Raw genomic sequence first — 23,605 nt, 5'->3', positions numbered from 1 at the left:
GTCCCGGAGCGTGACCACGCCGGTTCCATTGGCTAGCCCGATTTTGCCCGGCCCGGCGAAGTCTGTTGCGGAGCGGCGTTATCTCACCATCCTGTTTTGCGACATGGTGGGGTCGACCGAATATGCCGACCGCCTGGATCCCGAGGATTTCCAACGCCTGATTGAGACCTTTCTGCAGACCTGCAGCAGCGTCGTGCGGCGCCACAAGGGTGTGACGGCCAGCTACATCGGCGACGCCATACAGGCCTATTTCGGTTATCCGATAGCTGGCGAGGACGACAGCGAGGTCGCGGTGCTGGCGGCGCTCGAGATCGTCGATGCGGTGGCCACCATCTCGGCAAATCAGGGATATCCGTTGCAAGTGCGGGTGGGCATCGCGAGCGGCCAGGTGGTGGTGGGGGAGTTCGTCGGCGCGCCGAGCGGCGTATCCACCGTCGCCTTCGGCCACGTCGCGCATCTGGCGGCGCGGCTGCAGGTACTGGCCAAGCCGAATATGGTCCTTGTCGACGCGGCGACCTTCGAGGCGGCGAGCGGCGCAATCGATTTCACCAGGTTCGGCAAACATGAGCTGAAGGGATTCGCCGAACCGGTCCAGGTTTGGCAGGTGCAGCGGCAGCGCATGGTGCCGACCCGTTTTGCAAAGCGCGCGCATATGACCAGGCTGTGCGGCCGCAATGCCGAACTGCGACTGCTGATGGAGCGCTGGGAGACCGTCGTGCGCGACAGGCGCGGCAGTGCGGTGTGGGTCTCGGGAGAGTCGGGTATCGGCAAATCCCGGTTGCTCAACGAGATCCAGCAGCGCCTGCGCAGCTTTCCGCAGCTGACCATGCAATGTTCTCCGACCTTCGAGAACAGCACCCTTTATCCGTTCCTCGCCGAATTGCAGAGGATCGCAACGATCGAGGACGGTGACCCAACGGAGGAAAAGCTCCGAAAGCTCAGCAACGGATTGTCGATGGGTTCGGTGTCCAGCGACGTCGCGCTGGCGATCTTCTCAAGCCTGCTCGGGATACCAACGGCCAGGCCGGACAGGCTCGAGGGAATTAGCGCCGAACGGCAGCGCAACATCGCCGAACAGGCGTTGATGGATCTGGTCGGTTATCTGGCGCGCACCACCCCGATCCTGATCTTGTTCGAAGATGAACAATGGGCCGATGCGACCTCGCGCGAGCTTCTCGACAAAATCGTCGCCAGCCTGGCTGCGACCCCCGCGCTGCTGCTCGTATCGAGCAGGAACACCGCAAGCCTTCCATGGTTCAACAGGCCGGATGTGCATCACATCAGGCTTGAAGCGCTCGGACGCGAGGATGCCGAAGCTATTGTCCATGACATCAGTCCGAATGCGGTCGCCGCTGATGTTTCAGTGGTGCTCGATCGCAGTGAAGGCGTCCCGCTCTATATCGAAGAGCTTACCCGGAGCGTGGTCGAAACAGGGTTGCGGCTGGACGCAGCGCAGCCCAAGCGTTTGTCACTCACGAACAACATTCCAAACTCCCTGCAGTTCTTGCTGCTTGCCCGCCTCGACAGGCTGGGGCCAGCAAAGGAAGTTGCGCAGATCGCAGCGGCGATCGGCCGAAAATTTGACTTCGACATACTGCGCGAGATTTGCGATTGGCCCGAAGCGGAGCTGCGCAACGCAGTTGGCGACCTGATGCGCACGGGGCTGGTCGTCGCCGAGCGAGGGACAGCCGGCGCGGGCTTTTCGTTCAGCCACGTGCTCCTGCAGCAGGCCGCCAGAGGCACGATGCTGCACGAACGTGCGCAGCAGATTCATCGGTTGATTGCCGAATGTATCGAACTGCGCGACCGCAACGCGGCTTTTGCCCGTCCCGAAGTGCTCGCCGAGCATTTCGCCGACGCAGGTCTGTTCGATCGCGCCGCTGATTACTGGCTGCTGGCAGGGGTGAAGGCAGCCAAGACTTGGGCAAAAGCTGACGCGGTGCGTATCTTCAGGAAGGGGCTTGAAGCCGCGAAACTCTTGCCCGATTCCGACGATCGCAGCCGCAAGCTGCTTCGCTTCGAACTGGAGCTGGGCGACGTGCTCTACGCCGCGCAAGGCTACGTGACCGGCGAAGGCAGTGCCGCATATCAGCGGGCCATAGCACTGAGCGGGAAGCTCGGCGAACCGGAAGCGACGATCAGGGCGCTCGACGGGCTTTTCGGAACCCATTTCAACTCGGGCCAGTTTGGCAAGGCCCTTGCAGCCAGCGATGAGTTGATCCGGGTTGGCGAGGAGGGCGGCTACCTGAATGCGCTCGTCATAGGTTTGCAGTTCAAGGGGATGACCCTGTTCAGTCAGGGCGAGTTGGTGGCGGCCCGGCAATATCTCGAGCGCGCTCTCAGCCACAAGGAAAGCGCGGACAAGGTCGGCAGCGACTTTCCGAGCATGGCCATGATCTACCTTTCCTGGACCTTGCACATTCTGGGGTATCGCCGTCAGGCGCTCAAACTCTACCTCGAGGCCGAGACGACCGTTCGGCAGCAGCCCGCCTATCGCTTGGCCGCTTGCCTGGGAAACGGCTGCGTGTTGTTCGCCTTCCGCGAAGAAAGCAGTTTGATCGCTCGACTGGCCGACGAACTCCTGCCGCTGGCGCAGGAAAATGGCTTCAATCTCTGGGCAAGGGTGGCGCGCTTTTTTGGCGGCCTGGCTGCATCGGACCTCGATGACAATCTGGCGGGAAGCCACATGATGGCATTGACCGAAAATGACCTTGAAGATCAGGAGGTCGACAAGTCGTGTTATTTAGGTTTACTCGCCAAGGCTTTCATGAACTCCGGGCAATTCGATATAGCGGCAGAGACCGTTGAGAAAGGTCTGCACGAGGCCGAAAAGATCGGCGAGCATTACTTTACAGCCGCCTTGCTTCGCATTCGCGGTGAGATCGAACTTGCAAACGGAGCGGGAGACAGGGCGGCAGAGGCTTCTTTCCGCGAGGCGATTGCCTTTGCGCGGCGGCAGAACGCCAGGAGTTGGGAGCTGCAGGCGACCACCAGTCTGGCGAAGCTATTGCGGTCACAGGGCAGGTTCGAAGAGGCCCGTGCGGAATTGCGGGAGATCAACGATTGGTTCATCGCAGCAGACGTGGCGTGATCGACGCCTTGTGCCAGCTACGATCGGCCGGCGGGCGCTGGATAGCTCCGCTGTTGATTTCGCTGGAAAGTTTCCAGCAGCCTCCGCAGCCCATCAAGATTGAGGATCCGGCGTGACGGTACTTAACGATCGTCTTCTCGAAAGCAAGATGACCAAGGTGGAGCAGTCGCGAGCCTGGAGCCCACGCGTCATCTCGAAATTCGAGACGCTGATCAGGAGCGCCGACGACCACTCACTCCATCGCGTCAATCCGTTGACCTTTGCTCGCGACCGCGCGGTCGCGGAGCCTGAAGCAATCGACCTCTTCCTTCATGCCGCCCGCTGCGGCTTGTTCGACATGAGCTGGGATGTGCTCTGTCCACAGTCCGGTATGGTGCTCGATAGTTTCGGCGCCCTGCGCACGCTGAAGACCCACTACGTCTGTGGCCTGTGCGACGTATCCGGCGACACCGACCTCGACGACTTCATCGAGGTCACCTTCTCGATATCGCCGAAGCTGCGGCGCCTGCCGTACCACGATCCCGAGACGCTTTCTGTCGAGGATTTTCACTGGAAACTCCACTTCGGACATGACGGGCGGCTACCGGGGCAAGACGTTCGCTTTCTGGACCTACTGCGCGGCTTCGTTCGGGGCATGACGTTTCTGCCGCCCGGCACCACCACAGTGCTCCGCGCCGACCTGGGACCGGGCGCGCTTGCGGGCGTCAACGTGCAGACGCAGGCCGCATTCGCGGTGCCGATATCAGGCGACCAGGTATCTGCGCCGACACTCCTGAAGATCGACTACGACGGCAAACGCTTCTTGCCGGCGTTGCCCGCCGTGCCACCCGGTCCGATTGTCATCGAGGTCGCGAACAGAGGGCCGGTGCGAGGTTCGTTGCTTGCCATCAACTGGCCGCCCGAGCTTGTCGCGCTGACGACCAAGCCGGCGCTCGATTTCGACCCCTATGTTTCCGGTGGAGCGCTGCTTGCGCGGCAGACCTTCCGCCAGCTCTTCCGATCCGAACGTGTCGACGAGAAGGAGGGGCTCGGCATCCGGCAGATCACCTTCCTGTTCACGGACCTCAAGGGTTCGACCGCCATGTATGAACGGCTTGGTGACCTCAACGCCTACGCTTTGGTCCGCGAGCATTTCGCCCTGGTCAACGCGGCGGTGCAGCAACATGCCGGAGCGGTGGTCAAGACGATCGGGGATGCGGTGATGGCAGTCTTCTCGCAGCCTTCGGATGCGATTTCGGCTGCACTGCACATCTTTGAAGACATCGATCGCTTCAACGGCGAGCATGACGGGCCAGGGATCATCCTCAAGATCGGTGCCCACTGTGGACCGTCGATCGCCGTGACACTCAACGACAACCTCGACTATTTCGGCCAGACGGTGAATGTCGCCGCGCGCGTGCAATCGCTGGCGGAAGCCGGCCAGATCTGCATTTCCGAGGCGCTCCATTCCGCGCCCGGGGTCAGCGAAATGCTTGCCGGCCATCGCGTGTTTGGTTTTGACGCGCCCCTTCGGGGCGTGGAGGGTGATGCAACCGTCTATCGCATCATGCGGGGATAGATACGCTTGCGTGCCGACTCCAGCCGGCCGACCGGTTCAGCCGCAGGCTGGAAACATCATGTGGTGATGCCAGCGCTTTCCCAATCTCGTCGAGATGCACGATCTGCCGATGAAGGCGGGATCCTGGCGCCGCCACTTCGGTGATCTCAATGATGCTGGCTGGCGCGACGGGCATGCTCACGGATGTGTTCGCGAGAAATGCCGGCATCCGCCAGGGTTCTGTCCGGAACCCGCCGCAAGCTCGCAAGCGTCTGACGATAGACAAGCCAGCGGGTGAAACGGTCTCGAAGTTCATACAACATGATTGTCTCCTTTGGCGCGCGGAATGCCCCGCACGCCGGGTTTCTCGAAAACGCAAAGAGCCTGTGCAAGCGGGTGCATGACCGAAGGGACTGCACTGGCTTTCTGACCAGCCTGGGCGCCTGCCGCTGTCCCGCCAGGCACGATTGTCCAAGGCCGCCAATGGCTGCATACTTGCGATGATGCCCGCTTCGCGCTACAGCCAAGGTCGCAAGGCATTTTTCATTTCTGCAAAATGGATATTGGCTGGGACGATCTGAGGCTGTTTCTCGACGTTGCGCGACTGGGTGGCCTGAGCGCGGCGACGGCGACCACGCGCCTCAGCGCAGCTACCCTTGGACGACGCGTCACCGCGCTTGAAAAGCAGATCGGCGAGCCGCTGTTCGTGCGTCAGCAGACCGGCTACCGGCTGACCCCGGTCGGCGAAGAATTGCTGCGGCGCGCCGAGGACGTCGAGGCGGCAATGCAGTCGCTGACCCGCTGGCGCGAAGGAAGCCTGCCCGACCGCATTGTCCGCGTCTCGGCCGGGCCATGGACCTCGGCTTTCATTTCCGCCCATATCGGCGAGGTCTGGACGGTCGATGACGGCATAAGGATGGAGTTCGTCACCACCACCGACCGGGTCGACATCGGACGTCGTGCCGCCGACGTCGGCATCCGCAGCGAGCGCCCGACCGAGCAGTGGCTGGCTGGCCGTCAGAGCGGCAAGGTCGCCCACGCGCTTTACTCCGGACGCCACCTGATCAACGGCATCGCCGCCGGCTTGTTCGTCGGCGTCACCGGCGAAGGGGCAAACGTTGCCTCGGCGCGCTGGCTGCAAGCCCATCACGGCGACCGCATTGCGGTGCGCGGCAACAACACCCATTCGGTGCGAGAACTGGTGGCCGCCGGCGCCGGCCTTTCGATCTTTCCGTGCTTCGTCGGCGACAGCGATCCACGACTGGTGCGCGTCGCCCGGCCCATCCCCGAACTGGAAACCGACCAATGGATCGTCACCCATCACGAAGAACGCCACTCGCCGCCAGTGCGAAAAGTCGCCGACCGGATTGCCGCGTTGATGCAAGCGCACCAGCCGCTGTTTCGCGGCGAGACGCCGATGCAATGAGCCTCCAGAGGCCGATCTCGAGACCGTTCTTCCGTGCAAAACGTTGACGGGTGGCAGGCGGCAGTTCACCTTCGCTTGCCTGCCATCCACCTGATTTCTGGAATCCATCGAAGTCCATGCAATACGATACAACCCAGGCGACAAGGCAGGCTCAGAGGAACGATCAGAGCCATCCCGTCAGTGCGGACCTGATCGCTGTCGTCATTGCCGTGACGAATGGCGAGCCGCGCGTCCTGACCATCGAGCAGGCGCAAGCTTTGCCGTCCGGCCCTTTCGAGCTCGACCATCGCTCCTTGCAATCGGGCTTGCGGGCATGGGTGGAGCGGCAGACCGGTCACCTGCTAGGCTATATCGAGCAGCTCTACACGTTTGCCGATCGCGACAGGACAGGCGATGCGCGCGTGCAGATATCGATCAGCTATCTCGGCCTGACACGGGAAGAGCAGGCCGAAAGGTCGCCAACGCATGGTTGGCGGGGCTGGTATGAGTATTTTCCGTGGGAGGATCACCGCGTGGGCGCGCCGCCCATTCTGGCCGATATCCTCATGCCCCGGCTTTTGGCCTGGGCCGACGTTGCCGAGGATCTCGGCGTGCGCCGCGATCGCCGGCAACGCGTGGCATATGCCTTCGGCCTGGATGATCGCGGCTGGAACGAGGAGCTTGCTCTGCAGCGCTACGAACTGCTCTATGAGGCCGCGCTGGTGCCGGAGGCTACACGCGGCCGGGACAATGGCATTCCGCCGGCCATTCCGGGCCGACCAATGACTGCCGACCACCGCCGCATTCTGGCGACCGGGATCGCCAGGCTTCGAACCAAGATCAAATACCGCCCCGTCGTGTTCGAGCTGATGCCGCCGGCTTTCACGCTCTTGCAACTGCAGCGCACCGTCGAAGCGCTCGCTGGGCGGCTCGTGCACAAACAGAATTTCCGGCGCCTCATCGAACAGCAGGATCTGGTCGAGGAGACCGGGGAGACGATGTCGGACACCGGCGGGAGACCGGCCAAGCGCTTCCGCTTCCGCCAGACGGTTCTGGCGGAACGAACTGTCGCAGGGACAAAATTGCCACTTTCACGCGCTTGACATTCCTTATGCTCAAGTTAAGCATATACCCTAGTTATACTCAACGCGAGCATAATGAGGGTAAGGCATGTTCAACGCCTCCACGCGCACCGCCGCGCTGTACGACCGCGTGCGGCGGGCTATCCCGCCGATCGAATGGCCCGCCTTCGCCGGCGACATCGACGCCATTCTCGACCTGAAGCGGCAACGAAACGCTGTCATCCTTGCGCACAACTATCAGACGCCGGAGATCTTCCATTGCGTCGCCGATATCGTCGGCGACAGTCTGGCGCTTGCCCGCAAGGCGATATCGGCCGAAGCGGACGTGATTGTGCTGGCCGGCGTGCATTTCATGGCCGAGACGGCGAAGCTGCTCAACCCTGAGAAGACCGTGCTCATTCCCGACCTGCGCGCCGGCTGTTCGCTGGCGGACTCCATTACCGCCGAAGATATCCGCCTGCTCAGGCAACGCTATCCGGGCGTGCCGGTCGTCACCTATGTCAACACGTCGGCCGAGGTGAAAGCCGAGTCCGACATCTGCTGCACGTCAGGCAATGCGAAGGCGGTCGTCGAGTCGCTTGGCGTCCCTCGGGTGATCATGCTGCCGGACGAATATCTGGCCCAGAACATCGCCGCGCAGACCGACGTTGAGATCATCGCCTGGAAAGGACATTGCGAGGTGCATGAGCGCTTCACGCCCGCCGATATTCGCGAGTTGCGCGAAAGCCATCCCGGCGTGACGGTGCTGGCGCATCCCGAATGCCCGCCCGACGTGGTGGCCGAGGCCGATTTTTCCGGCTCGACCGCCGCCATGTCAGGCTATGTCGAAAGGCAAAAGCCGCCCCGCGTCGTGCTGATGACGGAATGCTCGATGAGCGACAATGTCGCGCTTCAGCATCCCGAGGTCGAATTCATCCGGCCCTGCAATCTCTGCCCGCACATGAAGCGGATAACGCTGGCCAACATTCGCACGGCACTCGAAGAGAACCGCCATGTCGTGAGCATCGAGCCCGGCATCGCCGGCCGCGCGCGCCTGGCCGTCGAGCGGATGCTGGCCGTATGAGCGTGCAAAATCTCGACGGCCGCCCCGTCATCATCGGCGGCGGCATTGCCGGACTGATGACCGCGCTGCATCTGGCGCCGCAGCCGGTGCTTCTTCTGTCCAGGGCACCGCTGGGGGCTGACGCATCGAGCGCCTGGGCGCAAGGTGGGCTGGCCGCCAGCCTCGGCGACGACGACGATCCGGCACTGCATCTGGCCGACACCCTCGCCGCCGGCGATGGGCTCTGCGACAGGGAGATGGCCAGCCGTATCCTCAATGCCGCGCCCGGCGCCATCGATCGGCTTGCGGGCTTCGGGGTCCGCTTCGACCGGGCACCAGACGGAACATTCCGCCTCGGACTGGAGGCAGCGCACAGCCGGCGGCGAATCGTCCATGCCGGTGGTGACGGCAGCGGACGAGAGGTCATGCGTGCCTTGGTCGCGGCCGTCCGCTCGACGCCGACGATAGAGGTCGTTGAGGGGTTCGAAGCGCGCCGGCTGGCCGTGGAGGACGGCAGCATCGCCGGCGTGCTGGCGACCTGCTCGACTGGTCCGGTGTTCTTCGCCACGGGACGGGTCGTCCTCGCCACGGGCGGCATCGGTGGCCTGTTCCTCGACAGCACCAATCCATTGGGCAGTTGCGGACAAGGCCTGGCGCTCGCAGCGCGTGCCGGCGCTACCCTTGCCGACCTTGAGTTCGTCCAGTTCCACCCGACCGCACTTGACGGGTCCGGCCGCCCCATGACGCTGATCAGCGAGGCTGTTCGCGGCGAAGGCGCAACCATCGTCGATGGAAGCGGCCGGCGTCTTCTTCAAGGCGTGCAAGGGGCGGAACTTGCGCCGCGCGACGTGCTGGCGCGTGCCGTCTGGAACCATCTTGCGAACGGCCACCGCGTCTTTCTCGATGTGCGGGAAAGACCCGGCCCGGCATTCGCGCGGCAGTTCCCGACGATCGCGTCGGCCTGCGGCAAGGCCGGCATCGATCCGACGCGCGATCTCATTCCCATACGCCCTGCCCAGCACTATCACATGGGTGGTATCGCCGTGGATGGCTCCGGCCGCACGTCCGTTTTGGGGCTTTGGGCCTGCGGCGAAGTCGCCGCGACGGGGTTGCACGGCGCGAACAGGCTTGCCAGCAATTCCCTGACCGAGGCGGTGGTCTGCGCGCGCTGGGTCGCCGAAAGCATCGCGGGAACCGCTGCCCTCCGGACAAGGCAAGCGAATGCAAGCGACTGCCCGCCGTCCGATCCCGAGGCGGTGCGTCCCCTCTTGTCGCGTGCGCTCGGCGTCGTGCGGGACGGTGAAGGCTTGAAAGCAGCCGCACGGTCCTTGTTGCCGCTCGCCGAGCACGAGGGCGCGGACCCGGCGGCCGTCGGGTTGATGATCGCGATTGCCGCGTTGCTGCGCCGGGAAAGCCGCGGCGCTCACTATCGGACAGACTTTCCCCATCACGCGACTGATGGCCGGCGCTCCGAAATTACGCTCGAAGCAGCACTTGCGGCAGCGCGGGAACTTGCACACTCGCCAGCGCTGGAAACCGTAACCTGATGACCCTCTCGCCACTTCCCGCAATCATGCTCGAGCCGATGGTGCGGGCGGCTCTTCTCGAAGACCTCGGCAGAGCCGGCGACGTGACCACGGACGCCATCGTACCACGAGATCGCCATACGACGACCGTGCTTGCGGCTCGCCAGCAAGGCATCATCGCCGGCCTCGATCTGGCGATGCTCGCCTTCAAGCTGATCGATCCGAATGTCGAGATGACGGTGGAGCGCGCGGACGGCAGCGACGTAGCGCAGGGGGAGACCATCGCGTCGGTGAGCGGCCCGGCCCGTGCCATTCTCACGGCGGAACGCACGGCGCTCAATTTCCTGTGCCATCTCAGCGGCATAGCCACGGCGACCGCAGCGATCGTCAGTGCGATCCGCGGGCACAAGGCGAAGATCGTCTGCACCCGCAAGACGACACCGGGCTTGCGGGCAATCGAAAAATACGCCGTGCGCGCCGGCGGCGGCGCCAATCACCGCTTCGGCCTCGACGACGCCATCCTGATCAAGGACAACCACATCGCCATCGCCGGCGGAATTCGCCCGGCGATGGAGCGGGCGCGAATGAGCGTCGGCCATCTCGTCAAGGTCGAAGTCGAGGTCGATATGCTGGCCCAGTTGGAAGAAGCCTTGGCGCTTGCCCCCGACGCAGTCCTGTTGGACAACATGTCAGTCGATGACTTGCGCAAGGCGGTGGCCATGGTTGATGGCCGGGCGGTCACCGAGGCGTCTGGCAGGATCACCGCCGCGATTGCGCCAGCCGTTGCCGCAACCGGTATCGACCTGATTTCCATCGGCTGGTTGACTCACAGCGCCCCGATCCTCGATATCGGCCTCGATTATCGTGAGCTTTGATCGTCGGACCAGGCCATCTAAAGTCTAGCCGGCTCGCCACAACGCAAGGAACAGGATCGAAATGCACGCAGCGATTTCGGAAAAGACCGCGCCTGAAGTTCAATCCCTCGGCGACCGCCAGGTATGGAGCCTGGAAGAAGCCCAGGCTCTCCACGATGCGCCTTTCAACGACCTCTTGTTTCAGGCGCAGACCGTTCACCGCCAGAACTTCGATCCCAACAAGGTCCAGCTCAGCCGGCTTCTCAGCATCAAGACGGGCGGCTGTCCGGAGGATTGCGGCTATTGCAGCCAGTCGGCGCACCATGAAAGCGGGCTGAAGGCGTCGAAGCTGATGGAGGTCAGGCGCGTCATCGCCGAGGCGACCAAGGCGCGCGACGCCGGCGCCACCCGCTATTGCATGGGCGCCGCCTGGCGAAATCCCAAGGGGCGCGACATGGATGCGGTCGTGGCGATGGTCGAAGGCGTCAAGGCGCTGGGCATGGAGACCTGCATGACGCTCGGCATGCTCGACCTCGGCCAGGCGCAGCGGCTGAAGGAGGCTGGCCTCGACTACTACAACCACAACATCGACACCTCCGAGCGCTACTACTCAGAGATCATCTCGACCCGGACATTTGCCGACCGGCTGGATACGCTGGCCAATGTCCGCGACAGCGGCATCAAGGTCTGCTGCGGCGGCATTGTCGGCATGGGCGAAGAGCCGGTGGACCGGATCGACATGCTGGTGACGCTGGCCAACCTGCCGGAACATCCGGAAAGCGTTCCGATCAACATGCTCATCCCGATCGCCGGCACCCCGCTTGCCGATGCCAGGCCGATCGAGCCGATCGAGTTCGTGCGCGTGATCGCGCTGGCGCGCATCATGATGCCGAAATCGCATGTCCGACTTTCCGCCGGGCGCACCGCCATGACCGACGAGATGCAGGCGCTGTGCTTCTTTGCCGGCGCCAATTCGATCTTCGTCGGCGACACGCTGCTGACGGCGGACAATCCTGGCGAGGACAAGGATAGCCTTCTGTTCCGCCGTCTCGGCATCGAGCCGATGGACCTCGAGGCGCAATGAACGAAGCGCCGCTTGCCCGCTATGACGCGACCTTGCGCGGACTGGCGCGCAAGGACCGTCTGCGGACGCTTTCGCCGCGCGCCGGGCTCGATTTCTCGTCCAACGACTATCTCGGGCTCGCCGCCTCCAAAAGACTCGGCGACGCGGTGGCGGCGGCGATCGCGCAGGGCACGCCGGTCGGCGCGACCGGATCTCGGCTGCTGCGCGGCAACGCGCCGGAACACGAGGCACTGGAGGCGGACGCGGCAGCGTTCTTCAGAGCCGACCGCGCGCTGTTCTTCGGCACCGGCTACATCGCCAACTTCGCCCTGCTGACCGCCCTGCCGCAGAAGGGTGACCTTTTGGTCCTCGACGAATTGGCTCATGCCAGCATGCATGAGGGGGCCCGCGCCGGCCGTGCCGAGTTCAAGCTCGCCGTGCACAACGACGTCGATGCCTTCGAGGATGCAATCACGCGCTGGCGCGCCGAAGGCGGCACCGGGCGCGTCTGGATCGTGGTCGAAAGCCTCTACAGCATGGACGGCGACCGCGCGCCGATGGACGGTCTGGTCGTGCTGGCCGACCGCCACGAGGCCTTCATCGTCGTCGACGAGGCGCATGCCACCGGCGTCTGGGGGCCAGACGGCCGCGGCCTTGCCGCCGCTTTCGAGGGCCGCGACAACATCGTCGCGCTCCACACATGCGGCAAGGCGCTCGGCGCGGCCGGTGCGCTCGTCACCGGGCCGGGACTGCTGTGTGACTATCTCGTCAACCGCTGCCGGCCCTTCATCTATTCCACCGCGCCATCGCCGCTGATGGCCGTGGCAGCGCGCGAGGCGATTGCCATGCTGTCCGACGAGCCCCAACGCCGTGCCCAGTTGCAGGAGCGCGTTGCCTTCGCGGGCCGCCAATTGGCCGAGCGCTGCGGCGTGGCCCCCAGCGGCTCGCAGATCCAGCCCTTCGTCATCGGCGACAACGGGCGCACCATGGCGTTGGCGGCGGCGCTGCAGGCGCGCGGTTTCGACATTCGCGGCATTCGTCCGCCGACCGTCCCCGAGGGCACATCGCGGTTGCGCATTTCGCTGACGCTCAATGTCGACGAGGCCGACATTTCGGCCATGGTCGAGGCGCTCGTCGAGGTGTTGGCCGCGGCATGACCAAGCGCATCGTCATCACCGGAACAGATACCGGGATCGGCAAAACGGTGTTTTCGGCGGCATTGGCCGGCCTGCTCGACGGCTTCTACTGGAAGCCGGTGCAATCGGGGCTTGATGAGGAGACCGACAGCGAGGTCGTTGAACGGCTCGCCGGCCTGCCGCCGGGGCGCGTGCTGCCCGAAGTGTATCGCCTGAAGGAGCCACTGTCGCCGCATCGTTCAGCCGAACTCGACGGCGTCGCGATAGACGCCGCAGAGCTGTCGCTTCCAGACTTGCCGGGTCCGCTCGTCATCGAAGGCGCGGGGGGATTGATGGTGCCGCTCAACCGGCGTACCAAATTCATCGACATCTTCGCGCAGTGGCGAGTGCCGGTCATCCTGTGCGCCCGTACCAAGCTCGGCACGATCAACCACACCCTGCTTTCGATCGAGGCGCTCAGGGCCCGTTCCATCCCGCTCATCGGCATTGCCTTCATCGGCGATGAGGTGGCCGACACGCAGAGAACAATCGTGGAATTCAGCGGCGTGCGCCAGCTTGGCAGGCTGCCGCTGCTCGATCCGCTGACGAGCGGGACGCTGAGGGAAGCGATGGTTGCCGGCTTCGACCTCTCAGCGATCGCGGGGGGCGAATGATGTCGCAGTCTCAAGTCTGGCATCCCTTCACCCAGCACGCGCTCGAGCCGGCTATCCCCGAAATCGTCCGGACGGAAGGGGCCTACCTCTGCAAGGCCGACGGCACGCGCATCCTGGATGCCATTTCCTCCTGGTGGGTCGTCACCCACGGCCACCGCCATCCCCGCATCGTCAAGGCCATCGAGACGACCGCGGCGAGCCTCGACCAGATCATCTTCGCCGGCTTCACTCACGAGCCGGCCGAACGCCTGGCCAAGGCGCTTGTCGGCCTCGCTCCGGCCGGCCTCGATCGGGTGTTCTATTCCGACAGCGGCTCGACCGCCGTCGAGGTCGCGCTGAAGATGGCGCTCGGCTACTTCCGCAACATCGACGCGCCGCGCTCTCGCATCGTCGTCATGGAGCACAGCTATCATGGCGACACGATTGGCACGATGAGCGTCGGCGCCCGCGGCGTGTTCAACGCCGCCTACGAGCCCTTGCTGTTCGAGGTGGACACCATCCCCTTCCCGGCCGCCGGTCGCGAGCAGGAGACGCTCGATCGGTTCGAGGCAGTCTCCCGCGACCGGCGCGCGGCCGCTCTGATCGTCGAACCTCTGGTGCTCGGCGCCGGCGGCATGCTGATGTATCCGGCATGGGTTGTGGCCGAGCTGAAGAAGATCGCCGAAGCCTCCGGCACATTGCTGATCGCCGACGAGGTGATGACCGGGTGGGGCCGCACCGGGACCATGTTCGCCTGTGAGCAGGCATCGATCTCACCGGACATTCTGTGCACTTCAAAGGGCCTGACGGGCGGCGTTATCCCGCTGGCGGCGACGCTTGCGACCGATGCAATCTTCCAGGCCCACTATTCGCAGGACCGGCGGAAGACATTCTTCCACTCGAGTTCCTACACCGCCAATCCGATCGCGTGCGCGGCGGCGCTCGCCAATGTCGAGATCTGGCGCGACGAACCGGTGGCCGAGCGGGTCGCGGACCTGAGCGCAAAACAGGCTGCCGGGCTTCGACGTTTTCGCGACAATCCGTTTTTTAGCGACAGCCGCGCAACGGGGACAATCGCGGCCCTCGATCTGCGCACCGGCTCCGCCGGCTATCTGGCCGAGATCGGGCCCCAGCTGCGCGCGTTCTTCCTCGAACGCGGACTTTTGGTGCGTCCGCTCGGCAATGTCCTCTATCTCCTGCCGCCCTATTGCATCACCGGCGACGAGCTCGACGGCCTCTATGACGCCATCGAGGAGGCCGGCGAACGCTTTGGCGCAAAGCCATGAACAGGTCGTCGCGCTTTCTCGGCTTCGGCCATCATGCGCCGGCGCGCAGGGTCGAGAACCCGGAGATCGAAAACCGTCTCGGGCTCGAGCCCGGCTGGATCGAGCGGCGCACCGGCATTCGGTCGCGCTTCTGGGCAACGGAAGAAGACACGCTGTCGGGCCTTGCCACGCGCGCCGGCGACATGGCGCTGGCGAACGCCGGCATCGAGCGCGGCGACATCGGCCTGCTGCTGCTTGCCACCTCGACGCCCGATCACCTCCTGCCGCCCAGCGCGCCGCTGGTCGCGCATCGACTGGGGCTCGGCCGCGCCGGCGCGATCGACCTGACCGGCGCCTGCGCCGGCTTCATCTATGCGCTGATGTTCGCGGACGGATTTACACGCCTGCACGGCAAAGCGAGCCTTGTCATCGCCGCCAACATCCTCAGCCGCCGCATCAATTCGGCCGAGCGCACCAGCGCCGTGCTGTTTGCCGACGCCGCAGGCGCCGTGGTGATCGGTCCCTGCGAGGATCCGGATCGAGGCATTCTCGGCGCATCGGTTGATTCCGACGGCTCGCGCTACGGGCTGATCCAGATTCCCGCGGGCGGAAGCAACAAGCCCTTCCAGGCCGATCTCGACCTCGCTGAGACCCGGATGACCATCATCGACGGCCGCGAGGTGTTCGCCAAGGCGGTCGATATGATGACAGCCTGCTCGCGGGACGCGCTCGCTGCTGCCAGCATGCGGCCGCAGGACATCGATCGGTTCGTGCCGCATCAGGCCAACGCCCGCATTTTCGACGCGGTGGGGCGGAACCTTGGCATCACCGATCAAGCGATCGTCAAGACGATCGTCGAATACGGCAACTCTTCCGCAGCAACGATCCCGCTGTCGCTGTCGTTGGCCCATCATGCGGAGCCGTTTCGGTCGGGCGAGAAAATCCTTCTGGCTGCGGCGGGTGCCGGCCTCAGCGGCGGCGCTCTCGTCGTCAGGATCTAGCCGGCGACCGCATGTGCTTGGCCTTGGCGGATCGGACTCCAGGGTCTGCGGAGGCGCCAGCATCGTTCTTTCTAGAAGGCGATGACGGCCTTTATGAGCCCCGACTTCTGATGTGTCCAACGAGCGATATCGTGCAGGCTGTTCTGAAGGGTCGTGTCGTGCGTTATCAGCTTGGCCGCAGGAATGGCGCCATCGCGCATTGCCGCCATGACGTGGTCGAAGTCGACGCGAAGCGCATTGCGGCTGCCGATCAACATCATCTCGCGTTTGTGGAATTCGGGATCCGAGAAGGTGATCTCGTCCTTGATGACGCTTACCATTATCAGGGCGCCGCCATGGGCCACGTAGCCGAACGCGGCTTGTATCGAGACCTTGCTGCCGGTCGCATCGAAGACGAGGTCGAAAAAGTCGCCATCGGTTCGCTCTCTCACCTGCTCGACAGGTGAGCCCGATGCACTGTCGATGACGGGAAACCCGAGTTGGCTTTCGGCGAAGTCGAGCCGTTCCCGGCTGGTGTCCATGAGCGTCACCGCTTGGCCGGCAATACGCGCAAACAATGCCGTACCCAGTCCGATAGGCCCGGCGCCGATGACCAGCGTCTTTGCGCCGGCAGCAAGCCTGGAGCGTCTCACCGCGTGAGCGCCGATCGCCAGGAACTCGACAGCTGCCGCGTCAACGAGAGGCAGTCCTGCAACCGGGTAGAGGTTGTCGGCAGGCACCAGCAATTCTTCGCACATGCCGCCGTCGCGATGAACGCCCAACACTTCGATCGATACGCAGCAATTCGGCTTGCCGTGACGGCATGCAATGCATTTGCCGCAGGCCAGATAGGGATTTACGACGACCCGTTCGCCGACTTCGATGGCGACGCCTTCGCCTACCGCGGTCACGGTGCCAGAGAGTTCATGTCCCATGACACGTGGATAGACCAGGTAGGGATGCTTGCCCTCATAGATGTGGTAGTCGGTGCCACAGATGCCGACATGGCTGATGCTGACCAGCGCCCATCCGGCGCCCGGCGGGCCGGGCGCCGGGCGATCCTCGAAGACCAATTCGCCGGGCTTGCGGCATACGAGCGCTTTCATGCGAATTATCTTCCTGAAATGTTTCAAAAAGAACCCGGCGGCTGAGATCGCCGCCGGGCCAAGGTGTGGAGCCTATTCGAAGTCTTTGACGTTCTGCAGCGTCACCAGTCCTGCACCGGTATCCACATTGGCTTCGACGGGTTCCCCGCGGATCGCCTTGACGACGGTATCGATGCCAAGCTCGCCCATTTTTGCCGGAAATTGCGCCACGCTGGCATCTTCCGCGCCGGACTTGATCGCTTCGATCTCACCACAGCAGGCGTCGAAGCCGACCAGGATGATCTTGTCGTTGCCGATCCCCGCATTGCTGATCGACTTGACGGCTCCCGGGATTGGCGGTCCGCATGCCGCGTAGATCGCCTTGAGATCGGGATTGGCGGTCAGGATGTCTTCGGTCACCGACGTGCCAAGTTCGAGCGTGCAGTTGGTTGCGCCCTTGCCGACCACCTCGACCTTGACGTCGCCGAGGCCCTCCATCATGCCGGTGACCCGGTCGTCCAGCGCCGGCACTCCGGGAACGCCTTGCAGGATGCCGATCTTGTCGCCGCTCTTGAGCACGGTCTTCAGGTACTCACCGGCAATCTTGCCGCCGTTCAGGTTGTTGGTCGAAACCAACGCGGTCTGGCCCTTCCAGTCCGGGATGCCGTTGTCGACGAGAACCACCTTGATGCCGGCAGCGACCGCCTTGTCGAGCGTCGGCGCGACGGTCGGATCGACCGGAGTGATCGCCAGCCCCTTGACCCCTTGCGTGATCATGGATTCGATCAGGGCAATCTGGCCCTCGATGTCGGTTGCCGCCTGGCCCTGGCCGGTGACCAACTCGACTTCAGGATGAGCGGCGGCGTATTTCTTGGCCGCGTCCTCCATGGTCGAGTAGAACGGCACCGGGAATTTCGTAATCAGGCCGACCTTGATCTTGTCGGCGGCCGAAGCCGGCATCGCGCACGCAACGGCGATCGCCAGCCCAGCGAACAGTTTTCGGTTCATTGGCATTCCATTCCTCCCTTGGATTGAGGCGTCTTCCGGCGGAAGTCGCTTCAGGCATTTGCGGACCGCAACAGTCCCCAAATCTCGGACGGATCAGGCTCCCACGATCATGGAGACCAGTTCCTGCTTGTTGTCCTTGGTCGGCACCAGTTCGCCGACCTTGCGGCCCTGGCGAAGCACCACGGCGCGATCGGCAAGCTCGACGACATGCTCCATATTGTGGGTGATCAGGATGACGGCGTTGCCCTGGTCGCGCAGCGTCGCGACCAAGTTGAGCACTTGCCGCGATTCACGCAGGCCAAGTGCAGCGGTCGGTTCGTCCAGGATCACGACCTTGCGGGCAAACACGGTCGACCGGGCCACCGCAATGGCTTGCCTTTGTCCACCCGACATCATGGCAACGACGGCGTCCAGCCTTGGCAACGTGACTTTCAAATTGGCGAGCAGAACGCGCGTTTCGGCATCCATCCGGCGCTGTTGAAGAAATCGCATGCCGCGAGGAAGCCATTGCGGCCCCGCCAGTTCGCGACCGGCAAAGAAGTTCTGTCCTGGCGTCAGATTGTCGAACAGCGCCAGATCCTGGTAGACAGTCTCGATGCCGGCGAAGCGCGCATCCGCAGGGGAGCGTATCTGCGTTGGCGCACCGTCCAGGAGGATCGCGCCGGCATCGAGTTGGTGCACCCCGCTGATGCATTTGGTCAACGTCGACTTGCCAGCGCCGTTGTCGCCCAGAAGCCCCAAGATCTCGCCGCGCCGGACCTCGATGCTGACGTCGTCCAGCGCCACAACCGAGCCGAAACGCTTGGTCGCGCCGCGTACCGCAAGCACGGGATATTCAGCGGCGGTGGCTGCATGATCGACGCTTGCTGGAACGGCACTCACGACTGCCTCCCGGCCTGCATGACACGCACGCGCCCTTCGAGATAGTTGCGCAACACGTCGGACTCGACCGCTATGACGATGACCACGCCAATGACGATGAGTTGGAAGAAGACATTGACGTTGAGCAGGTTGAGCGCGTTGCGGATGACGCCGATCATGATGGCGCCGATCAAGGCATGGCCAAGATGGCCGCGACCGCCGAGAAAACTGGCACCGCCGATGATCACCGCCGCGATCGTATCCAGTTCCAGCAGATTGCCGAACAAGGGCGAACCGGCGTCGGTGCGGCCGGCAAGGATGACCGCCCCGATGCCGGCGCACAGCCCCGAGATCACATAGACCGAAACCAGCACCCAGGACACGGGAATACCCATGCGCAGGGCAGCGTCGGGCCGGCCGCCGACGGCATAGATCCAGCGTCCCCAGACCATCGTCTTGGCCATTGCGAAAAGAACCGCGGCAACGCCGGCGACCACAAAGACCGATCCAGGCAGACCCCAGACCGCCTCGCGGCCAAGCGCATCGATGGCATCCGGCATGCCAGGGATGGCGCGCCCGTCAGCCAGTTGCAGCGCCAGCCCCTTGGCGATGCTCAATGTCGCCAGGGTGATGATGAACGGATGCGGCAGCCGGCCGAAGACGTAGAAGAGCCCATTGATGGCGCCGACCGCCGCACCGCAGGCGACCATCACCGCGATCACCAGGAAGGCGGGGGCGCCGGCATGGAAACTGAGCGCGCCGACGACCGAAGCCAGTGCAACGTTCGAGCCGACCGAGAGATCGATCCCACGCGTCAGGATGACCAGGTGCTGGCCCATCGCCACAACCGAGATGACGGCGGTCTGGGCGAGGATGTTGCTGAGGTTGCGCCCCGTCAAAAAATAGGGCGACAGAAAACTGAGAACGACAATCAGCAACGCCAGGATGACGACCGGACCGGCGCTCAGCAGGGCCAAGCCCAGAGCAAGGCCAGGGACGGCTTCTTGCTTCTTGGGTGCTCGCACTGCGGCCTCGCCGACAGAGGTGCCGGTGTTTCCCGCTTCAGGCAAAGTTCCCTCCCCGCCGCGGCTTGTGTGAGCCTCGTCGTCAAAAGCTTATGTTGTATTTTTAGCTTCCTCTTATCGATAAAAAACAACCAACATCACTTGGTCAAGTTGTTTTTTATGGATAAAGTTTATGCTAAAAAGGACAAGGTGTTGCTCTGAGGTAGATCCAATGCGAACCGACACTGTTTACAAGAAGGCTTTCAACCGCGCCGCCAGTATGCTGCGCGACGGACAATTGACCGGCGACCTCCCTTCCGAAAATGAACTCAGAAGGCAAATGGGAGTGAGCCGCACGACTGTCCGAAAGGTCCTGGGAGAACTTGCCCACCGCGAACTTATTGCCGAGCGCAGCGGCGTCAGGACGGCAGGCCGACCGGTCGAGGATAGCGACTACTATCCCGACGCCGAAACCACATCACGGGCCAAGCACGTCGAGCAGCAATTCATGGAGTGGATGCTGCGCGGTGACACCAGACCCGGCACCAGCATCAACGAGCTCGAGCTGGCGCGGCAGTTCGGTGTCGCAACCAACGGAATCCGCGAGTTCCTGATCCGCTTCAGCCGGTTTGGGCTGCTCGAAAAAAGGCCGAACACGGGTTGGCTTTTCAAGGGCTTTACTGAAGATTTCGCACTTGAGCTGTTCGAGATCCGCGTCATGTTCGAGCTGCGCTCGGCGCATCTGTTTTCCCGACAGGCCGACACTTCCCCGTTGTGGGAGAAGCTGGCCGTGCTCAAGATTGCGCATACCGAACTGCTGAAGCGGATTGAAAGCCGATTCCACGACTTTTCCGGCCTCGACAACCGGTTTCACCGGCTCATAAACGAGGCTTCGCCGAACCGCTTCATCGACGATTTCTACGATATCATCAGCTTCATTTTCCACTACCACTATCAGTGGAACAAGCATGACGAAAAACAGCGCAACCAGGCGGCGATCCTGGAGCATCTCGCCTATATCGAGGCGCTCGAAAGCCGCGATCCAGAACGCATCGAGCGAGCCTGCCGAGCGCATCTGGGCTCGGCAAGAGAAACGCTGATGCGTTCGCTGATCGTATTTGACGAATGATAGGAACGAGCCGCTTTGAGGGACCCGGCGCATCCATTGCGTGATGCGTCGGAACCAACGCTTACGCGTGGCGTATTTCCGTTCCCAGCACCTTCAGGCATTCACGGATGAACGCCGCAAGCGCGGTCCAGCCCTTGGCCGAAACCATCGTCCCATCCACATAGGCATCGGTGGGAGACAGATCGATATAGGTGCCGCCTGCCAGCGTCACCTCCGGCTCGCAAGCCGCGAGCGCGCCGACCTTCTTGCCGCGGACGACGCCATCGACCGCTATCAGGATCTGCACGCCGTGGCAGATCGTAAATATCGGTTTGTTCGCCTCGTGGAAGTGGCGCACCATCGCCTGCACGCGCTTGTCGGTGCGGATATATTCCGGTCCGCGCCCGCCGGCGCAGTAGACGGCGTCGTATTGGCTCAGTTGCTTCTCGGCGTCGGAAAAGGTCTTGTTGATCAGCGCATTGTGACCGGGCTTTTCGGTGTAGGTCTGATCGCCCTCAAAATCGTGCAGCGATGTCTTGATCACGTCGCCGGCTTTCTTGTCGGGGCAGACGACATGAACAGTATGGCCGACGGCCTCCATCGCCTGCTGGTAGACGAAGATTTCATATTCCTCGGTGAATTCGCCCGTCAGCATCAGTATCTTTTTTCCTGGCATGGTCTTCCTCTCGGTTGTGGCAAGGCGAGGTGCACTTGGCGCCTCGCCAGACAGGGATCGAAATCGGAGCAGAGCGGTTAAGTCGGGGAATGGTTTTCCTTGGCGTTGACCTGGGTGATCGGCGGCGCGTCGAGCTTGACGCTCCTACTCGAACGCAGGCAGGAGCCGGTCCCGCGAATTCTCGATGTGCACGCGCATGGCTTTTGCGGCGGCGTCCGGGTCGCCCGCGGAGAAGGCGGCGAGAATGGCCTCATGCTCGTCGAGGGCCTCTTCGGTCACGCGTGAGTGATACATCAAGCGGAAGATGTGGAAGTGGGTATGCTGGTGATTGAGCGTCTCGCGAATGAGCTCGTTCTGGGCGAACTCGACGATCTTGTCGTGGAAGATCGCATCCTGACGGGCGAAGTTCGAATAACGCAGGCGTTCGTCTTTCCCCTCCCGCCGGGCCATGACGCCAGCCGCTTCCTGCAGCACGGTCAGGCGCTCGTCGTCCAGTGTTGCAGTGGCCTTGGCCGCGGCGGCGGGCTCAAGTAGAAGGCGCAACTCGTAAAGCTCGTCAAAGCGGCGGCGGGTGATTTGCGGGGCGGCCCGATAGCCGATCAGGTGGGTCTTCAGCACCAGGCCCTCACCCTCCAACCTGCCAAGCGCTTCGCGAATGGGGGTATGCGAGACGTTGAATTCCTTCACGAGATTGTCGACGGTGATGCGCGATCCCGGAGCAATCCTGAGCGACATCAGCTGCGCGAAGATTGCCTCGTAAACGTCGCCGGCCAGGCTGTTGGCGCGCTGGATACGGGCTGTCGAAGGAGCTTCCGTCAGGTCCGCGTTCTGCATTGTTTACCCTCTTGACAGGAGCACTCACTAGCACGATGGTTCGGGCAATTCAATCCTATATCCTATACGATTTAATAGAGGATAATTTGGGAAATGACTCAGACGTCGAGGCCGGCCCCTGGAACTGAAGGATGCCGTCCATGACCTTGTTCGCAGCCGCGCGCCTGCCGCGCGAGATCCTGTTCGGCAAAGGCCAGCGTCATGTGCTGCCTGCTGTTGCCGCCAAATTTGGGCGGCGCGCGTTCGTCTGCACCGACGAGCGTTTCGCGGCGACTTCGCAGTTCGCCGAAATTCTTGCCGGCCTGCACAATGCGGCGATAGAGACGCTGGTCTACGACCGAACGCTGCCGGATGTGCCCCGCGACAGCGTCGCCGCCTGCATTGCGCAGGCGGAGGATTTCAAGCCGGACATGGTGATCGGGATCGGCGGCGGCAGCTGCCTCGACATGGCCAAATGCGCAGCACTTCTGCTCAGCCATGGTGGCAGGCCCCAGGACTACTACGGCGAATTCAAGGTACCAGGCCCTACCCTTCCCGTGATCGCTGTGCCAACTACGGCCGGGACAGGCTCCGAGGTGACCCCCGTCGCCGTGATTTCCGATCCGGATCGGACGCTGAAAGTGGGTATCTCCAGTCCCCACCTCATCGCCGCGGTGGCGCTTTGCGATCCGGAACTGACGGCGACATGCCCCCCTTCCCTGACGGCGATCGCCGGCGCCGACGCGTTGACGCACGCAATCGAGGCCTTCACCGCGGCCAGACGCGGCGATGATCCCCGTCTGCCGCAGCAGCATGTCTTTGTCGGCAAAAGCGCTCTGACCGATCATTTCGCGCTTCTGGCCATCAGGCTGCTCGGTCGCAGCCTCGAAACGGCATATCGCGACGGATCGGACGGGAATGCGCGCGCCGACGTCATGATGGGAGCGCTGGCCGCCGGTTGCGCCTTCGGTACCGCCGGAACGGCCGCCGCTCACGCGGTGCAGTATCCGGTCGGCGCAGTTACACATACTGCGCATGGTCTGGGCGTCGCCACGATGCTGCCATATGTGATGAGCTATAACCTTCCCGCCGCGGCCGCAGAGATTGCCGAAGTTGGCGCCGCTCTCGGCCTCCGTCAGAACGGCGACGGCGCCGATGCATCGGCGCACGCCACCATCCGAGAGGTGAGCCGGCTGTTTTGCGCTATCGGCATCCCACCGAACTTGGCCAAGCTTGGCCTTCCCGAGGACAGGATCGACTGGACGGCCGAGCAGGCGCTCGGCATCGACCGGCTGATCAAGAACAATCCGCGTCCGTTCGACCTCGCCGCGATGCGACGGCTGGTCAGGGCTGCTTATGATGGCGACATGTCCGCCACCATGATGTGATCGACCAGGAGTTCACCCCATGAATATCGCCGCAGGCATATCCGACGAG

21 protein-coding genes are annotated in these 23,605 nt (G+C 63.3%); 14 read left to right on the top strand and 7 right to left on the bottom strand.

Annotated elements, in window-relative coordinates:
- The first annotated feature begins 10 nt into the window (after positions 1–10).
- Complete coding sequence (locus EN846_RS04680; RefSeq protein ID WP_127310789.1) at positions 11–3,091, top strand: adenylate/guanylate cyclase domain-containing protein; 3,081 nt, start codon at positions 11–13, stop codon at positions 3,089–3,091.
- A 112-nt stretch (positions 3,092–3,203) separates the two neighbouring features.
- Complete coding sequence (locus EN846_RS04675; protein WP_127310790.1) at positions 3,204–4,649, top strand: adenylate/guanylate cyclase domain-containing protein; 1,446 nt, start codon at positions 3,204–3,206, stop codon at positions 4,647–4,649.
- A gap of 146 nt (positions 4,650–4,795) precedes the next feature.
- Here EN846_RS04675 and EN846_RS04670 read toward each other — a convergent pair whose 3' ends face one another.
- Positions 4,796–4,951 (bottom strand): DUF1127 domain-containing protein, encoded by a 156-nt coding sequence (locus EN846_RS04670; RefSeq protein WP_127283540.1) that lies wholly within the window; start codon positions 4,949–4,951, stop codon positions 4,796–4,798.
- Between the two features lie 233 nt (positions 4,952–5,184).
- Here EN846_RS04670 and EN846_RS04665 point away from each other — a divergent pair, with 233 nt between their 5' ends.
- The 10 genes from EN846_RS04665 (at position 5,185) to EN846_RS04620 (ending at position 15,634) form a co-directional block, all read left to right on the top strand.
- Positions 5,185–6,054: a LysR family transcriptional regulator gene (locus EN846_RS04665; RefSeq protein WP_127310792.1), complete on the top strand. Its 870-nt coding sequence runs from the start codon at positions 5,185–5,187 to the stop codon at positions 6,052–6,054.
- Positions 6,055–6,170: 116 nt separating this feature from the next.
- A complete protein-coding gene (locus tag EN846_RS04660; protein ID WP_127310793.1) occupies positions 6,171–7,136 on the top strand; it encodes a hypothetical protein in 966 nt (321 codons plus the stop codon).
- Positions 7,137–7,203: 67 nt separating this feature from the next.
- Complete coding sequence (gene nadA, locus EN846_RS04655; RefSeq protein ID WP_127312018.1) at positions 7,204–8,178, top strand: quinolinate synthase NadA; 975 nt, start codon at positions 7,204–7,206, stop codon at positions 8,176–8,178.
- Complete coding sequence (locus EN846_RS04650; RefSeq protein WP_127312017.1) at positions 8,175–9,704, top strand: L-aspartate oxidase; 1,530 nt, start codon at positions 8,175–8,177, stop codon at positions 9,702–9,704. Before nadA ends, EN846_RS04650 begins: the two co-directional genes overlap by 4 nt.
- Positions 9,704–10,558, top strand: coding sequence for a carboxylating nicotinate-nucleotide diphosphorylase (gene nadC / locus EN846_RS04645; protein WP_127392942.1), 855 nt, complete (start codon positions 9,704–9,706; stop codon positions 10,556–10,558). The genes EN846_RS04650 and nadC overlap by 1 nt, the downstream gene beginning before the upstream one ends.
- A 61-nt stretch (positions 10,559–10,619) precedes the next feature.
- Positions 10,620–11,621, top strand: coding sequence for a biotin synthase BioB (gene bioB, locus EN846_RS04640; RefSeq protein WP_127308740.1), 1,002 nt, complete (start codon positions 10,620–10,622; stop codon positions 11,619–11,621).
- Complete coding sequence (locus tag EN846_RS04635; protein ID WP_127308739.1) at positions 11,618–12,757, top strand: 8-amino-7-oxononanoate synthase; 1,140 nt, start codon at positions 11,618–11,620, stop codon at positions 12,755–12,757. The genes bioB and EN846_RS04635 overlap by 4 nt, the downstream gene beginning before the upstream one ends.
- The gene (bioD, locus tag EN846_RS04630) at positions 12,754–13,389 is read left to right on the top strand and encodes a dethiobiotin synthase (RefSeq protein WP_127308738.1); all 636 of its coding nucleotides are present in this window, start codon (positions 12,754–12,756) and stop codon (positions 13,387–13,389) included. The genes EN846_RS04635 and bioD overlap by 4 nt, the downstream gene beginning before the upstream one ends.
- Positions 13,389–14,654, top strand: a complete 1,266-nt coding sequence (locus EN846_RS04625) for an adenosylmethionine--8-amino-7-oxononanoate transaminase (RefSeq protein ID WP_127308748.1) — start codon at positions 13,389–13,391, stop codon at positions 14,652–14,654. Before bioD ends, EN846_RS04625 begins: the two co-directional genes overlap by 1 nt.
- Positions 14,651–15,634: a beta-ketoacyl-ACP synthase III gene (locus tag EN846_RS04620; RefSeq protein ID WP_127308737.1), complete on the top strand. Its 984-nt coding sequence runs from the start codon at positions 14,651–14,653 to the stop codon at positions 15,632–15,634. Before EN846_RS04625 ends, EN846_RS04620 begins: the two co-directional genes overlap by 4 nt.
- Positions 15,635–15,705: 71 nt before the next feature.
- On the opposite strand, the gene EN846_RS04615 is transcribed toward EN846_RS04620, so the two are convergent.
- The 4 genes from EN846_RS04615 to EN846_RS04600 all read right to left on the bottom strand — a co-directional run bounded on the left by EN846_RS04615 (position 15,706) and on the right by EN846_RS04600 (position 19,637).
- Positions 15,706–16,719: a zinc-binding alcohol dehydrogenase family protein gene (locus EN846_RS04615; protein WP_127308736.1), complete on the bottom strand. Its 1,014-nt coding sequence runs from the start codon at positions 16,717–16,719 to the stop codon at positions 15,706–15,708.
- Between the two features lie 72 nt (positions 16,720–16,791).
- Positions 16,792–17,706 carry a sugar ABC transporter substrate-binding protein gene (locus EN846_RS04610; protein ID WP_127308735.1) on the bottom strand — a complete coding sequence of 305 codons (915 nt, stop codon included), beginning with the start codon at positions 17,704–17,706 and terminating at the stop codon, positions 16,792–16,794.
- Between the two features lie 93 nt (positions 17,707–17,799).
- Positions 17,800–18,588 carry an ATP-binding cassette domain-containing protein gene (locus EN846_RS04605; RefSeq protein ID WP_127308734.1) on the bottom strand — a complete coding sequence of 263 codons (789 nt, stop codon included), beginning with the start codon at positions 18,586–18,588 and terminating at the stop codon, positions 17,800–17,802.
- Positions 18,585–19,637 (bottom strand): ABC transporter permease, encoded by a 1,053-nt coding sequence (locus tag EN846_RS04600; RefSeq protein WP_245478074.1) that lies wholly within the window; start codon positions 19,635–19,637, stop codon positions 18,585–18,587. Before EN846_RS04600 ends, EN846_RS04605 begins: the two co-directional genes overlap by 4 nt.
- A 166-nt stretch (positions 19,638–19,803) precedes the next feature.
- On the opposite strand from EN846_RS04600, the gene EN846_RS04595 reads away from it, so the two are divergent.
- A complete protein-coding gene (locus EN846_RS04595; protein WP_127308747.1) occupies positions 19,804–20,700 on the top strand; it encodes a GntR family transcriptional regulator in 897 nt (298 codons plus the stop codon).
- A 61-nt stretch (positions 20,701–20,761) separates the two neighbouring features.
- Here EN846_RS04595 and EN846_RS04590 read toward each other — a convergent pair whose 3' ends face one another.
- Positions 20,762–21,355, bottom strand: coding sequence for a DJ-1/PfpI family protein (locus EN846_RS04590; RefSeq protein WP_127308733.1), 594 nt, complete (start codon positions 21,353–21,355; stop codon positions 20,762–20,764).
- 144 nt (positions 21,356–21,499) lie between these two features.
- Positions 21,500–22,189: a GntR family transcriptional regulator gene (locus EN846_RS04585; protein ID WP_127308732.1), complete on the bottom strand. Its 690-nt coding sequence runs from the start codon at positions 22,187–22,189 to the stop codon at positions 21,500–21,502.
- Positions 22,190–22,329: 140 nt separating this feature from the next.
- Here EN846_RS04585 and EN846_RS04580 point away from each other — a divergent pair, with 140 nt between their 5' ends.
- Entirely contained in the window at positions 22,330–23,556 is a 1,227-nt protein-coding gene (locus EN846_RS04580; RefSeq protein ID WP_127308731.1) for an iron-containing alcohol dehydrogenase, read from the top strand.
- Positions 23,557–23,605 lie beyond the last annotated feature (49 nt).

Source organism: Mesorhizobium sp. M4B.F.Ca.ET.203.01.1.1, from assembly GCF_004791025.1.
Taxonomy (GTDB): domain Bacteria; phylum Pseudomonadota; class Alphaproteobacteria; order Rhizobiales; family Rhizobiaceae; genus Mesorhizobium; species Mesorhizobium abyssinicae.
Note: the sequence above shows the minus strand (reverse complement) of the source record. Positions and strands in the feature narration are given on the sequence as shown.

Excerpts from the sequence above, each read along its gene's own strand:
- EN846_RS04670 (WP_127283540.1), bottom strand. The coding sequence starts at position 4,951 with ATGTTGTATGAACTTCGAGACCGTTTCACCCGCTGGCTTGTCTATCGT.
- EN846_RS04665 (WP_127310792.1), top strand. The coding sequence starts at position 5,185 with ATGGATATTGGCTGGGACGATCTGAGGCTGTTTCTCGACGTTGCGCGA.
- EN846_RS04620 (WP_127308737.1), top strand. The coding sequence starts at position 14,651 with ATGAACAGGTCGTCGCGCTTTCTCGGCTTCGGCCATCATGCGCCGGCG.
- EN846_RS04635 (WP_127308739.1), top strand. The coding sequence starts at position 11,618 with ATGAACGAAGCGCCGCTTGCCCGCTATGACGCGACCTTGCGCGGACTG.
- EN846_RS04590 (WP_127308733.1), bottom strand. The coding sequence starts at position 21,355 with ATGCCAGGAAAAAAGATACTGATGCTGACGGGCGAATTCACCGAGGAA.
- EN846_RS04580 (WP_127308731.1), top strand. The coding sequence starts at position 22,330 with ATGACCTTGTTCGCAGCCGCGCGCCTGCCGCGCGAGATCCTGTTCGGC.
- nadA (WP_127312018.1), top strand. The coding sequence starts at position 7,204 with ATGTTCAACGCCTCCACGCGCACCGCCGCGCTGTACGACCGCGTGCGG.
- EN846_RS04615 (WP_127308736.1), bottom strand. The coding sequence starts at position 16,719 with ATGAAAGCGCTCGTATGCCGCAAGCCCGGCGAATTGGTCTTCGAGGAT.
- bioD (WP_127308738.1), top strand. The coding sequence starts at position 12,754 with ATGACCAAGCGCATCGTCATCACCGGAACAGATACCGGGATCGGCAAA.
- EN846_RS04585 (WP_127308732.1), bottom strand. The coding sequence starts at position 22,189 with ATGCAGAACGCGGACCTGACGGAAGCTCCTTCGACAGCCCGTATCCAG.
- EN846_RS04660 (WP_127310793.1), top strand. The coding sequence starts at position 6,171 with ATGCAATACGATACAACCCAGGCGACAAGGCAGGCTCAGAGGAACGAT.
- nadC (WP_127392942.1), top strand. The coding sequence starts at position 9,704 with ATGACCCTCTCGCCACTTCCCGCAATCATGCTCGAGCCGATGGTGCGG.
- EN846_RS04650 (WP_127312017.1), top strand. The coding sequence starts at position 8,175 with ATGAGCGTGCAAAATCTCGACGGCCGCCCCGTCATCATCGGCGGCGGC.
- EN846_RS04625 (WP_127308748.1), top strand. The coding sequence starts at position 13,389 with ATGTCGCAGTCTCAAGTCTGGCATCCCTTCACCCAGCACGCGCTCGAG.
- EN846_RS04595 (WP_127308747.1), top strand. The coding sequence starts at position 19,804 with ATGCGAACCGACACTGTTTACAAGAAGGCTTTCAACCGCGCCGCCAGT.
- EN846_RS04610 (WP_127308735.1), bottom strand. The coding sequence starts at position 17,706 with ATGAACCGAAAACTGTTCGCTGGGCTGGCGATCGCCGTTGCGTGCGCG.
- bioB (WP_127308740.1), top strand. The coding sequence starts at position 10,620 with ATGCACGCAGCGATTTCGGAAAAGACCGCGCCTGAAGTTCAATCCCTC.